The sequence below is a fragment of the Bradyrhizobium sp. LTSPM299 genome, assembly GCF_000938235.1.
Taxonomy (GTDB): Bacteria; Pseudomonadota; Alphaproteobacteria; order Rhizobiales; family Xanthobacteraceae; genus Bradyrhizobium.
Genome location: NZ_JYMU01000100.1, coordinates 1 through 12,687, shown reverse-complemented (window position 1 = coordinate 12,687; position 12,687 = coordinate 1). Strand labels below are relative to the sequence as shown.

10 protein-coding genes and 1 pseudogene are annotated in these 12,687 nt (G+C 58.2%); 6 read left to right on the top strand and 5 right to left on the bottom strand.

The annotated features are described in order from the left end of the window. Positions 1 to 307: 307 nt before the first annotated feature. The 5 genes and pseudogenes from UP10_RS41685 to UP10_RS41660 form a co-directional block, all read left to right on the top strand. Entirely contained in the window at positions 308 to 1,771 is a 1,464-nt protein-coding gene (locus tag UP10_RS41685) for an undecaprenyl-phosphate glucose phosphotransferase (protein WP_245322231.1), read from the top strand. 134 nt (positions 1,772 to 1,905) lie between these two features. Next, complete coding sequence (locus tag UP10_RS41680) at positions 1,906 to 2,442, top strand: hypothetical protein (protein ID WP_044592968.1); 537 nt, start codon at positions 1,906 to 1,908, stop codon at positions 2,440 to 2,442. 361 nt (positions 2,443 to 2,803) lie between these two features. Beyond that, positions 2,804 to 3,520, top strand: coding sequence for a hypothetical protein (locus UP10_RS46580; RefSeq protein ID WP_349644008.1), 717 nt, complete (start codon positions 2,804 to 2,806; stop codon positions 3,518 to 3,520). Positions 3,521 to 4,879: 1,359 nt separating this feature from the next. Continuing rightward, positions 4,880 to 5,845, top strand: coding sequence for a lytic transglycosylase domain-containing protein (locus UP10_RS41670; protein WP_044592967.1), 966 nt, complete (start codon positions 4,880 to 4,882; stop codon positions 5,843 to 5,845). A gap of 957 nt (positions 5,846 to 6,802) precedes the next feature. After that, positions 6,803 to 7,135, top strand: a pseudogene (locus UP10_RS41660) (helix-turn-helix domain-containing protein); the annotation flags it as partial. A gap of 602 nt (positions 7,136 to 7,737) precedes the next feature. Here UP10_RS41660 and UP10_RS41650 read toward each other — a convergent pair. From UP10_RS41650 to UP10_RS41640, 3 genes are all read right to left on the bottom strand, one after another. Further along, positions 7,738 to 8,091: a hypothetical protein gene (locus UP10_RS41650; protein ID WP_044592998.1), complete on the bottom strand. Its 354-nt coding sequence runs from the start codon at positions 8,089 to 8,091 to the stop codon at positions 7,738 to 7,740. A gap of 122 nt (positions 8,092 to 8,213) precedes the next feature. After that, positions 8,214 to 8,573, bottom strand: coding sequence for a hypothetical protein (locus UP10_RS41645; RefSeq protein ID WP_044592963.1), 360 nt, complete (start codon positions 8,571 to 8,573; stop codon positions 8,214 to 8,216). 282 nt (positions 8,574 to 8,855) lie between these two features. Beyond that, positions 8,856 to 9,644, bottom strand: a complete 789-nt coding sequence (locus UP10_RS41640) for a hypothetical protein (RefSeq protein WP_063775443.1) — start codon at positions 9,642 to 9,644, stop codon at positions 8,856 to 8,858. A 230-nt stretch (positions 9,645 to 9,874) separates the two neighbouring features. On the opposite strand from UP10_RS41640, the gene UP10_RS41635 reads away from it, so the two are divergent. Further along, positions 9,875 to 10,213, top strand: coding sequence for a hypothetical protein (locus tag UP10_RS41635; protein ID WP_044592962.1), 339 nt, complete (start codon positions 9,875 to 9,877; stop codon positions 10,211 to 10,213). Positions 10,214 to 10,289: 76 nt separating this feature from the next. On the opposite strand, the gene UP10_RS45035 is transcribed toward UP10_RS41635, so the two are convergent. Beyond that, the gene (locus UP10_RS45035; protein WP_156180790.1) at positions 10,290 to 10,490 is read right to left on the bottom strand and encodes a hypothetical protein; all 201 of its coding nucleotides are present in this window, start codon (positions 10,488 to 10,490) and stop codon (positions 10,290 to 10,292) included. A 1,212-nt stretch (positions 10,491 to 11,702) separates the two neighbouring features. Continuing rightward, positions 11,703 to 12,044, bottom strand: a complete 342-nt coding sequence (locus UP10_RS45030) for a hypothetical protein (RefSeq protein WP_156180788.1) — start codon at positions 12,042 to 12,044, stop codon at positions 11,703 to 11,705. Positions 12,045 to 12,687: the final 643 nt, after the last annotated feature.

Genomic DNA, 12,687 nt, shown 5'->3' with positions numbered 1-12,687 from the left:
ATATCAACGAAAACAACAAACCACCGCCGCTGTCGAGCAGGCTTCGCTCCGACGATCAGGACCAGAAAAAGAATGCTCCGGCCCCCAGTATCGAAGCCGGCAGCACCGCCACAATATTGAAATTAAATCCGAGGTAAATGCCAACGCTGCAGGAACTCAGCAAACGCAATGTGACATGGCTCCAAATCACGACCTTCGCCGCTCAAATTTAATGTTGCACCGCGCTCCACGCTAGTTTATCTTCCCGGCAGTTAATGGTTAGTTAATTTTTCTCTCTTCGATTTAATGATCCGGTTGGTGGTGTATTTTGACGATTGAGTCGGATATTGGCCATGCGGCGGGACAACTTGAGAAGCCCTCACGCAGGCTCGTGGTACGTGTTTCCGGCGACGCGGTTCCTTATCTTTTGCCGATCGTCGACGCCCTTTCCATCCTATTGTCCAGCCTGGCGGGCGGATTTGGCTATCAACTATCGGTTGGCCATCCGGTGCCGAGCGCCCTGCCGTATTTCGCCGTAGGTGTCCTCGCCAGCTTCCTCCATATCCTGCGAACGGCCGGCAGGGGCTATTACGATTTTCCAGAGTGCGCAAAACCGCGTGTCGAGACCAGCGACATACTGTTCTCTTGGTCGACGACTGCGCTACTGCTTGTCTTGCTTGCGTTCCTTCTCAAGATTGCTCCCGACTACTCCCGCGGCTCATTTGTCCTATTCTGCTTGCTCGCGCCGATGGGCCTGCTTGGAGTTCGCAAGCTGACAAAGATCGTTCTTGTGGCAGCTGTTTCACGCAAGGCGATAGGGCGACGCCATACTGTGCTTGTAGGCGAGTTCGACGAAATGAACTCGTTGAAAGGGCAAGATTTGTTGGCCCTTCTTGGCACAGTCGAGATCAACAGCTTTACGCTGAGCCGCGAAACGAATCCATCGGAACGTGCATCGGCAGACGCTCGCATTATTAACTCGGTCGCCGATTTTGTACGGCGCTACAATTGCGGAGAGATCCTGCTTGCGTTGCCTTGGAGCGACACTAGCCGCATAGACTTCGTTCGCAGTCAAATCAAGGCGCTTCCCGCCGCGGCTCGATTGCTGCCGGACAAGAACGTTCGCTCGTTGACAAATTGTTCGTCGTCAGAGCGCCAGCGGGCATTGACGATTGAGATCCAGAGTGCACCGCTCAGCGAAGCCCAGTGTTTCGTCAAGCGAACCATCGATATCCTGATGGCCGCTGTGGCCGTGATATTCTTTTCGCCCGTCATGGCTCTCACTGCGATCGCGATCAAACTGGATAGCCCAGGTCCGGTGATTTTCCGGCAGCACCGGAAAGGATTCAATGGTAGGCAATTCGTCATATTTAAATTTCGGACGATGACTGTTCAAGAGAATGGGCCGACCGTTGCGCAGGCGACCCGCGACGATCCGCGAGTGACGGGCATTGGACGGCTGCTGCGATCGGCGAGCATCGATGAGCTGCCGCAATTGATGAACGTGTTGAAGGGCGACATGTCCCTCATTGGGCCGCGTCCTCACGCCTTGGCTCATGACAACCACTTCGAAAATATCCTGAGCGATTACGCCTTTCGCCATCATGTTAAGCCGGGAATTACCGGTTGGGCGCAATGCAATGGCGCGAGAGGCGCAACTCCATCGATCGAACATATCTCCGAGCGGGTGAGGCTTGATCTGTGGTATATTAACAACTGGACCCTTTGGCTTGACGTCCAGATTTTGATCAAAACGTTCTTTGAAGTCATGCGAAAGCGCAACGCTTACTGAGCATCGAGCGGCGCAGACGCTTGGGGCCGCTCGATGCTCGTGACCTGGACGCAACAGCTTCACTGAACACGGCGGTCGATACGCTCAACAATAGGTTCGCGCACCGCGGATCGCGCGCACCGTAGCCATCGATAATGTCAGCCAATATCGAGATCGCGGCCGAAACTCTCGCGTGGCTGCGGCCTTCCTACAAGGCAAGCGCTTTAAGGCCGTACGATTTTGAGCTTCGCCCGCCGGCTCTCGGGAGATTCTGGAAGTGGCAGTTCAAAGACGACACCGGCAACATTGTCCTCGCGCCAGATCGTTCTGCCGACATAGCCCGTTCGGAAGTTGTCCAGGCTAAGTTCCAACTTATCGGGCAGGAGCTCGGCTTCAAAAGTAAGCTCAATGCAAACACCAAGGCTGGTGAAATTGTGAATGATGCATTGGTGAATGGTCGCGTCGCGACCCAGGATCTTTGCTGGGTGGTAGGCCCTCGTGCGCTTCGATCGCCGGTCTTCGTTCTGCCGATCTTCCATACAACGGTCCGTTTGTTAGAGTACGTTCTCGCAATCAATATTCTCGATAAGCTCAAAATCGGCCCTTTTGTTAGCAATGCCATGATTGGAGCTTCGCTAACGAGATGGCGTTGTTTCGCTTTATCGTTGCGAATTTGCGACCGAAGCCGCTAAATCGTTACCTATTGAAAGGCTTGGACAATTTCGCGATCGCTACGAACCTGCTTCAATCCCGTTAATCTGCTCGCGCCACACCCCACCCCAACTGTGCGCCTCGGCATGCCGTACAGTCGCAATGGCCGCGAAATTAAACCCGATAAAAACATTCCGACCGATCCAGAAATATGGGGCCTCGATCCGAATTGCCCCTGCCCCTCGGCCTAAGGAACTCCATTCCTTAGGCGAGCAAGCATTTGTGAGGTTAAGCCGTCCCACGGGCGAACGCACGGCGTCTCGGCCTCCAAATCATTTACGTCAGCGCCAAATTATGGCAACATTTACTTAAATTTGTCGCAAATTGGCAGGCGAGGTGCGCATGACCACCATCGATTTGATCAATTGGACGGTTCGAGAAGCGCAACATTTGAACAGCGAGCGCCTCGACCCCGAGAATATGGATGACACTATTCCGTCGCTTGATGCGTTTTTGGCAATGATCGAAAGCGAGGCTGCGAAGGACGACGAGCAACTGCCCGCGCAGACTAATAATGGTGCCGCTACCCTTGAGAGCGAGGTCGGCGGAGCTTGGCGGGCTGGCGAAGCCCCCCCTCATGATCAGGCCATCGCCGCAATTGGAACGGCAGAAACCGCGTCGCCAGCTTCCGCACAGGTTGTAACGTCCACTCATGCGGAAGAGCGACCCGCCCGAGTCATCAGCTCTCCCACCAACATCTTGTTGACGAGCATACAGATCGCCGGAGCACGGTATGACGCCCCCGCCGGGCCGGCACCGAAATTACCGGACTTGCAACCCGTCACCCGGATGGCTCGGCCATCTTCTCCTGAAATTCAAAGCGGAATGCCGGAACCGGCGCTTCTAACGGCGATCAAACAGACGGATTACCGGACCGCACATGCTGATCGCGAAAGCGCCATAGCGCTCCGCTGGGCGCTGAGAGATATTCTGGGAAAGCGATTGAAGCTAACGCCGGTCAGTCATGATGATTTACAAACATTGATCGCATTCGGTTTGATCGAAATGCAGGGCGACTTACCCACACTCACGCAAGCGGGACTGGAGGTTATCGCGTGACATTGCCGCTTCAAGCCAGGCCCCGCCGGGCGGGGCCGAAATGTCCTTGTCGGCTGAGCGTGTAGTTGAACTCCCGCCCGGATCGCGGTCATTTCGACTTCGGTGTCGAGGGTGACGGATGGAGATCATAACAACGTCGTGTAAGCGAACTAAGTGTTAAGGTGATAATTAATCTTGGCACTATCGCGCATCCGCTGCGTTGAACGCGTAAGCGAACTTCATTTTCACTTGTCGAGTTCCCGGCTTAATTCGGGTTTGCTTCATGTCTTGGGATCGTCCATTTGATCAGCCCATTCTTTTGCCAAACCGCTCGTTGGCGCGAACACTCCACGACGCAGCGAAATTCATCATAACCCTCCCAAAGTTGCAGCGCGATCGTCCAGAATGGCGGTTCGCAATAATGATGCTTATTGATGCCGCCGAGGACCGCGGACCGATGCTGTTTGCACGCATGGGAATCCTGAGGGCGATGGAAAGTAAGCTCCCAATGCACGGCACCGAACCAACCCCGCGGCACATCGCGCGGCCGTCGTGGCGCTCTCGTTAGAACAAGGCCGCTGGGCCGAGCGGAGCTCTGGCGACGAGACAGCAGCGCTCGATCCGGGGGTCAACCGAGGGCGTGCAGAAATCTCCGTTCCTGCCTTGCGGCGCTAACTTGGAGTGTTACCCTCAACCATTCTTGTCCTTTCTGAAGGGTGGCCCTGATGTTGGTTCGCGCTTTGTTCTCCATCGTTGCTTTATCGCTCCTGATGGCATGTTCCGCTCAATCGACATACGCTGCCGAGGGGTTCGGTGAAGGCTTTTTGGGATCATTCCCTTTCTATCACGGTGATTACCCCTATTATGACGGCGACTACCCGCCTGCTCCTCTCATTGTGCCCTATGGGTATTACAGGTGCGTTGGCGGGTGCTGCCGCCGACCCGTATGGAGCGGTCGGCACTGGCATAACGTAACTACATGCCAACGAATCCTGTCGCGGGGCGCCGCACGCTAGATCTCGATGCGTGCACACCTTCCGGCGTCGTCGTCTCAACGCCGGTCAGCTTGCACAAAGCCAAAGAGCGGCCTTTGCAACAGCCTATCGGCGATTGGCGCGACCACGACGGGTCGGCTGATCGCACTCGGACGGGCTGCCATGGGCTCGCCGATGGATGTTCTCTTGTTCAGTTCAAATACGGAAAAGCTGCGTGGCTTCTTCCGCCAAAGATTTGGGCACCTCCGCGTTGTGTGTCACACCAACATCGAGGTCACTGTAGGAATAGCCCGACAGTCCATGGGAATGTCATGGAGAACAACGAGAACGAGATAAGGCGGTGAAAATATTCCCCGTTCCGTGGGCCACCGTGCGTGTCGTGTGCATGATCCTCCTTTCGGCTGGGGCGCCGACGTACGCGCAGGACGCGGTACCAGCTCAGACCGACGTCACGCAACCAAGCGTTGAGAAACCGTCTATCCCTCAGCAAAAGCCTGACGATGCCGCGCGCGGAAGCGACACCCGCGAGACGATGTGCTTGCTGATCGAGTCGGCGGCGAGAGCCTCAAACCTGCCGCTCGAATTCTTCGCCCGCGTGATCTGGCAGGAAAGCCGTTTTCAATCCGATGCGGTCGGGCCGATGACGCGAAACGGACAGCGAGCGCAGGGCATCGCGCAGTTCATGCCGGGCACCGCGAATGAGCGCGGGCTGCTCGACCCCTTCAGTCCCGTGCAGGCGCTGCCAAAGTCGGCCGAGTTCCTGAGTGAACTGCGCGACCAGTTCGGCAATCTCGGCCTGGCCGCAGCCGCCTATAACGCCGGACCAAAGCGGGTCCAGGAGTGGCTGGCCGGCTCCCGCTATTTGCCGCAGGAGACGCGCAACTACGTATTCGCGATCACAGCCTCGAGCGTCGATGACTGGGCCACCGCCGGTCGCAACGGCAAGATGCCCGAGCGCACACAGACCTCGAACTGCAGCGATCTGGTCACCTTGTTGACGCGGGCGCCCAATCCCTTCATCACTCAGCTTGAACGCCGCGTGACGTTCGCCGCCGCCAAGCGCTGGGGCGTGCAGGTTGCCGCAGGCTTCAACCGCGACAACGCGCTCGTGATGTATGCACGCGCACTGAAGGGTTTGAGCGCGGTCATCCGCTATCAAGACGACCCGAGCTTGCAGCCCTTGCTGTTCCGGAGTCCCGGTAGCAGTACGTTCTACCAGGTTCGGATCGGCACCGACGCCCACCGCGAAGCCGATCGTCTTTGCAGCGACATACGCCGCGCTGGCGGCGCCTGTCTTGTTAAGCGAAACATGAGCATCGCATCCGCCCCGGCGATCCGCATTGCGAAATAACTTCCCACGCAACCGATGTTAGCATTGGCGGCGGTCCGGCCCCGTCGATCGTGACGCCGGCTTTAAGACGGTGCTGGTCTACTGCGTCGGCGACCTTCATTCATGGCTAAGCCAGAGAAGCGCGACACCTCTACGAAATTCGCACGAAGCCTCAGGCATCGATCGTGACGTCGCTTCTGTCACCTGAGCACATTGTGGAACAATGCCCCGCCATTACTCTTGCGAGACCGCTGGTGCGGTCTGAACTGCGACCTGTATTTTGCCGCAGGTCGTCCGCACACGGCGCCCTGGTGAATTTGCCCGACGTTTCGGCTCGCGCTGGCGGCACTCTTGAGGTTCACTTTTCCGCATGGGGTGCCAAAGCCCCGGGCCCACCTTCCCAACCCCACCGGCCTCAGTCTTTCCCAGAGACTGGGGCCGGAACTTTTGAGATGTGGGACTGGAGGCCACGCGATGCTGGCACGTACCGTGCTGTTAGTCAGGCGCTGGGGAGGTTCAGGCCAGTCTGAAGCAGGGAGCCGCCAGGACAGCGTATTTCAAGCCCGGCGGCGTAGCTCTTGGGACTAGCGATACTGCTGGCGGGGCCGGCGCGATCGTGCGGGTGGCCACCCCGGCCGGCACAGTCTTCACGACGTCGAAGCTATACTGGATACGCATTGACTCGGCCGCGATATTCAGCTTGCCAAGGCCGCCGTGCTGAAGCTCGAAGCGCGAACAAAACTGTAAAATGACCTGCAAAACGGCCACCTCGTCGGGGGGTCCAATCTCTCAAGTCATTGAGAATGCTTGGTGGCGGATGCAGTCTCGCGAAACCAGTCTCCACTGCTGATTCCGCTCGATCTCGCCCACCATTCCGGGATGATGTCGCCCGGGGTGACGAGGCCTCTTCTGGCTCCGATACGGTCCCGCCTTTCGACTTTGCGAAGGGGGACCTGGATGCCGACGGAGAGGCTTGCGATGCGCCATGTGCGCGATGTGATCAGATTGAAGTCGGCCGGGATGCCGACCCGCGAGATTGCGCGGCGGGTGGGAACGGCCCCTTCGACGGTGCGGCTGACGATCCGCCGGTTCGAGGCATCGGGGCTGACCTGGCCGTTGCCCGACGACATCACCGACACTGAGCTGGAGGCCCGGCTGTTCGCCAGCGCGGGAGCCGGTCCCGGCACCCGGCGGGGCCATCGCCGGCAGGCCGAGCCGGACTGGGCTGCGGTGCATCGCGAACTCAAACGCAAGCACGTGACGCTGTCGATCGTGTGGGAGGAATACATCGCGGGCGAACCCGGCGGGTATGGGACTTTTCCATCTGGGCCGATCCTGACGGCGGCGTTACGCTGGCCGGCGATCGAGCTCTCGACGTCCTTTCTGCCGTGAAGGATGCTGCCGAATTCCTGCGCGGTCGGATCGGAAAATCACATCAATGAAATGGTCTAGCCTCGGCTACTGTGCTGCTGTCGCAGCCCTCGCTACGGTTCTGATCGCGCAGGGGTTCAGCGCATGGATAACCGTTCCGCTGGCTGGCTTCGGGGGCATCTGGACGTTCCTATGCACCCACGCATTGTGGCTCGTGGCAAGCCTTGATGTTGCAAGTTGGCGACTTCGCCAAGCCCCTTCACTTTCGGAAGATGATTGGACAGCGCCCCGCACCGCGAAGCGATGGCAGTGGCTATCTGATCCGCGGCTGGACGGTTTTGGTCGGCGTGGGGACGTTAATTTGCGTGTTGGCGTTCCCGATGCTCCTCTGGCTCCCCTTAATCGTCACGCTGCTGTCGCGCTGAATGTTCAGCCAGCGCCACCAGCGGATCGCGCCAGCGCCGGGCCGCGCCCTACCTTTTTTCTTGAAACTCATCACAGTTGCATGGCTGCCTTCCGATGGCGGCTAAGCGCCAACGCGCTCAATCAAATACAACTTTCAGATTGAGCGTTGCCCTAAATGGCACGCTCTTTTTGCCGACAAGCGCCGTTCCATCGACGATTGCCGCCTCATCGCTATAAGTGCCCGTGAAGCCGCACGTCACCTCACGTCCACCGAAAAGGAAACGGACGCCGATCGCATCGGCGTGTTGGCTCGTCGTCAATTCGCCGCGCCACTTCCCATTCTTGAACGTGTACGAGCCAGAGTAATAGAAGTTGCTGTCGCCGCCCAGGATGCGACCGGCGAGAAGAAGTATGACCCCGCTGGCATGGGCGCCCGATCCGTCTCCCATCGTGATCCGGATCGAATACAAGCCGTTCTGGACGTCAGACATCCCCATGCCCTCTCTTGCGATCGAAAATAACGCCGTCTGGCAATCCAGGCGATGGCTACCATCGTCGCAGCCGGCTCGACGTCGAGAACCCTTGCGTCACAAAGTTCCATGGGTGTGGGTCTTTACCCCGGGGGATCGCGGTAAAGCGCCCGGCCCCGACGCGCGGCCAACCGGCAAAGTTCCGCGATCGTTGAAAGCCCGACACGGAGGGCGAGTGCGACTGGGGTGATTTGGAGCCAGATCAAGCCGCCGATCTCTCGGAAGACAAATTCGATCCTTGGTCCCCAAGGCGGCGGGATGGCATCGCCGACAGCTTCAATGCCGCGCTGGAGAGATCGCTGCCCGCCGGTCAGCAATTCCGGTTTTTCGTAAAAGGCGACGACCATCAGAACCCACGCGAGGATGGCGGTAAACGTACGGAAGGAATGGACCTTCAGGTGGTATCGGAACCCAGGCCGGCCGTCGCGACGAAGTCCCACCATCAATCACCCAGCAACATTTGCTGACCCAGCAAACGAACGTTCCCGCACGAAGGGCAGTTCCAACTTGGCGCGTTGGCCGCACGCGCTTGGCTCGCGGGATACTCGAAAGTTAGGAACTTTCACTGCCTCTAAGCGTCGCTTTGACGCTCGCCGGCGACATACCGCCGAAGACAAGTGGCAGGCCGTCCATGGGTGGCTAATGAACGCGGGACGAATGGCTGATTAACGAAGGCGGGCTACAGGTCGTTACCGCTAATTTATAACGTTGCCGCGTCACCCCGACTATAGCGGCAGTTCCGCGGGCTCAACGGCTAAATGAAGGCGAGCGAAAGTCTCTGCCGAAGCGGCAAGGGCAGCCCTCATTTCGTCTGGCCGCTCGGGCAGCTCTTTAACAAAACGATCTCGCGCAGCCTCAGCAGCCCGTTCGAGCGAAGAGCCGTAGGTTGCTGCCACGGCCACTTCTTTTGATAGCCGAGTATATTCCGACCAAACAAGATAGAGCATCAGCGGCGGCCGACCACCCTCGGTGAGCATCTTGTGGCAGCGATCTCCCGAGCCCTCCAGCGACCACCATTGACGCGCGACAACCGCAACCTTTCTGAAGTTGCGCAACGTGCCAGTGCATTTCGAGGGATCGACACCGGCCGAGTATGCGCACTGGTTCAACCAATTTAGGCCAGCAACGATTGCGATCGTCAGATCAGCCGTCGGCACTTCTGTGAACTCAACAACCGTATCCTCATGCAGCTTTTGCCGCAGGAAGACATCGAACATTTCGGCTTGTCTCTCTGGGTGCGTAAGCAGAGCAAAGTCTCGCTGCGGAACCGCCATAATATAGCGCGCCGCTTCAATTCGCGTGTGCTCCCAAATCGAACGAACGTCGGCTTGGACGTCGCCCACCGATCGCTTGCAGGCTGGATAAACCAGTAGGCCCCGATCGACGTCGGCGTAATATCCCGGTACACGTTGGTCCAGCGCATGAAGAAGAGCGACAGGGTCAAACAGACTGCCTGTGGTATCCAAAGCGTTTGCTTCTCGCGCCGCCGGCGGGTCCGAACCAAACGGTTCCATGATGTTCGCCTCAAAATCGATGATAAGAAAGGAACGAGGATAGATCAGGCCGATCGATCCGTCACCATCAGTTGGTCGGCCCGAGCGCGCCTCGTTCGGTGGCGTTGAGAGACGGTCTTCGGGACGATGGCGTGCCCCGGCCCATGGCCGCTCCGCAAGTCTCCGCCGGGAACGATCGGATGGTCGCAGAGTTAACCTTAGTAGTTCGGTTGCGCTGAGATGCTGCACGCATGCGTAAATCTAATTGGACCCCCGTGATCCTGCCCGGCGGTCAAGATCTGACCGTCTACATGGTCGTCGATGATTTTGGTCGCAATGGCCCCGCATATCCTGAGACCAGTGCCGAACCATCCGATCGAGAGACAATCATTCAAGCCTTGCTGGAAGGTCGATACGTCAATCCGACCTGTGTCTTCGCCTTTTCGCCGGCGAAGGGCTGGTCTCAGGATGCCTCCGCGGACATCGCAGAAGAACTGCGCCGGCGGTGCGATTTGCAAAAGCGCGATCTGCCTCTGGCGACACGAAACTTCGTGGAAAGGCACGAGGGGCTGTATCCGCGCTTTGGCTAGCCCGCCATCCAATGGCGCCGGCTATCGGGGGACGCCTTCTATCGATTCCCAAATATGAGATAGTGAGCAGCCGCAATCACCAAATCGGGTCATCGATCTTCAAAGGCACAAGGCCGTCCGAAGCGTCGAACCAATATCTCTGGCCGGCCTGATCGGTTACGTGTACATCCCATCCCGCCCGCAAAAGAGCACGAGCTTTCTGCGCGGCCGCATGCGGGTCGAGCCGAAGGGTCTGCACAAAATCACTATCTCTTGAGGCGTGGATGGTGAAGGCCATGATGGTATCCTCGGCCCCTGCTGCACCAGCCATACACGCCTTCAGATTGATCGCAAGGAAATGTCGTTCCGCGGCGCAGCGAAACTCCGCGGCGGCGCTAGATGTCGTCCGAAAGAGCCGAGCTTTCGCAGTGTCTCTCAAACCCAAGCTTGTCATTCGGTTTGAAAAATAGACCCCGAGCTAATTGCCACCAGCGGTCGCGCGCGCGAACATAATTTGCGGCATCGCCAAGAACGAGTGGGTCTTGGATGTAGGAGATCGCGCCGCTCAGGTGTTGCTCGGCGTTTCCACACCCCGAGCCACTGTAGGACCGCTATTCGCCGACCCGCTAGGGATTGACGATTTGCACTTCGATGCCAGCTCCGGCTTCTGGGAAAGGCTCGCGCCGCTCCCGGTTTCATTTCGGTCTTAAAAGTAAGCGTTGCCGGGACGCCGCTGGATAAGGGCGCCGAACTTGACGCGCACGTTGCGATGCCGGCTGACGCCCGCCCAGTGCCGATCCAGCGCGGGCGAAAGCGATAATCGTGGAGCAGCGCACTGCACAACGAACAGTGAGACTTTCGGAAGAGCGCAGTTGATGTAAACTCGCCGCAAAATCAAAGAAGGTGGGAAACAGTATGCGGCGAACGATGCTGATCAATCCGTTCAACTTGCTTGCAGAAGTCCCTAGCCGGCAGGAGGGACTGACCGCGCGTTCAACGCCCGTCTGTTCGGCGTGCGGTTCGGACGATATCGTCTGTAACGCAACCATCCAATGGAGCAACGAAGCACAGGATTGGCAGCTTACCAGCACATTTGGGCAGCCCGCCCACTGCAATCGCTGCAGTGCTGACTGCGACATCGAATGGCTCTCGTTTAATTGACGCGACCACCTTCGACCGCGAGCATCGACGGTACATCGAACAATGTCCGGGTCGCGCTTTTCCGTGTCCCTGATCTGGCGGGCTTGGTAACTCTCGCTGCCGGAAATCCCAAGCGCCGCGAGCGTGGCAACCATTTTCTGCCCGAAATATGGTCGGACGACCTTGGTGTGTTCTGGCGCGTTGCCACTTCGCCCGTTCCTGCGCGGCGGCGTATTCGTCGGCCAACCGGCGGTTAGCGAGGGCTTCGATCTCGATGGTGTCGGCCCGCGCGGGAGGCCAGTGGTTACGAACGCGGTCATCGAAGTCATCTAAGGTAGTGATGCTTCGCTCCGAAGCGTCGTAGGACGAACTAGCGAATGTCTCGAAAACCGAAAAAGCTCGATCCACGGTTTTGGTCGGCACGCTCTACAGTTTCTGGAACGGTGTCACCGTCGCCGCCGTCACTAGCGGCGTGCTTTGCTTTCTCCTGATCGCTAAGCACTACTTCCCTCAGGTCCAACTGACCAAGGTCAACGACCTGACGTCGCGCGTCGACCGGCGTTGGCCGCCACAGCGGCAACTGCATCCATGCTTCATGCTCGATAGTTACTTCGCCGCCTAGGGCGGCGATCACAACATATCCGGGCGCCCCAAATCGCGGGAACACTGCAGCGCGGCCGTTGTAAGTGCGTACCGCGTCCAATTTATCCATTGGGGCTTCCGCCAAATCTTCGTAAACCGATGTTGATTACGCCGCGCGTGCCCAGGGATCGATCGCCGCCAACTGCCTCTCCAACATAGAGATCGTTCGTGTGAGATTGTCGCGACGCGATCTCAAATGCTCCGTTAGCGTCGAGCAGAAAGCGCCGACCTCATCGAGGTTTGAGGATAATTGCTCCTCTTCCGCGATATCAGAACTTATGAGTTGAACTCTCCAGTTGAGGTCTGCAAGTAGCGCCTGTAGCTGCACTGACCCGGTAATTTCAGAGTGGAACGCTTGGCTCATAACGGTTGCCTCAGGCTGAAACAGACCCGGTCCGGGTCGATGGGCTTGAGGGGCCATGCAAGAGCAGCGCCAAACGGCGATCGTTCCGATCGCAGCCGCTCCTCGGTTCCAGAATTAACCGCCAAGCGCAGTATCAAGCTTAATTAGCGACTTCAGTTGCATGTCGCGCTTCGACAACTACGGTTGCCTGCATCGGACAATTGTCCCCCTGTCTGGGTCCACCATGGCGAAGTCGTCGCGCCAACATACTCGGCGCGGCGGCTTCGTTGGCCAAATGGACGATGAAAAATGCGCAACATCTTGTCGAGGTCACTCGCGACAGTGACGTGGATCGCCCTCCTCTCGCTGG

What these genes read in the sequence shown, in the direction of transcription:
- UP10_RS41680 (WP_044592968.1), top strand. Translation starts at nt 1,906, where the DNA reads ATGTCAGCCAATATCGAGATCGCGGCCGAAACTCTCGCGTGGCTGCGG.
- UP10_RS46580 (WP_349644008.1), top strand. Translation starts at nt 2,804, where the DNA reads ATGACCACCATCGATTTGATCAATTGGACGGTTCGAGAAGCGCAACAT.
- UP10_RS41670 (WP_044592967.1), top strand. Translation starts at nt 4,880, where the DNA reads ATGATCCTCCTTTCGGCTGGGGCGCCGACGTACGCGCAGGACGCGGTA.
- UP10_RS41650 (WP_044592998.1), bottom strand. Translation starts at nt 8,091, where the DNA reads ATGTCTGACGTCCAGAACGGCTTGTATTCGATCCGGATCACGATGGGA.
- UP10_RS41645 (WP_044592963.1), bottom strand. Translation starts at nt 8,573, where the DNA reads ATGGTGGGACTTCGTCGCGACGGCCGGCCTGGGTTCCGATACCACCTG.
- UP10_RS41640 (WP_063775443.1), bottom strand. Translation starts at nt 9,644, where the DNA reads ATGGAACCGTTTGGTTCGGACCCGCCGGCGGCGCGAGAAGCAAACGCT.
- UP10_RS41635 (WP_044592962.1), top strand. Translation starts at nt 9,875, where the DNA reads ATGCGTAAATCTAATTGGACCCCCGTGATCCTGCCCGGCGGTCAAGAT.
- UP10_RS45035 (WP_156180790.1), bottom strand. Translation starts at nt 10,490, where the DNA reads ATGGCCTTCACCATCCACGCCTCAAGAGATAGTGATTTTGTGCAGACC.
- UP10_RS45030 (WP_156180788.1), bottom strand. Translation starts at nt 12,044, where the DNA reads ATGGATAAATTGGACGCGGTACGCACTTACAACGGCCGCGCTGCAGTG.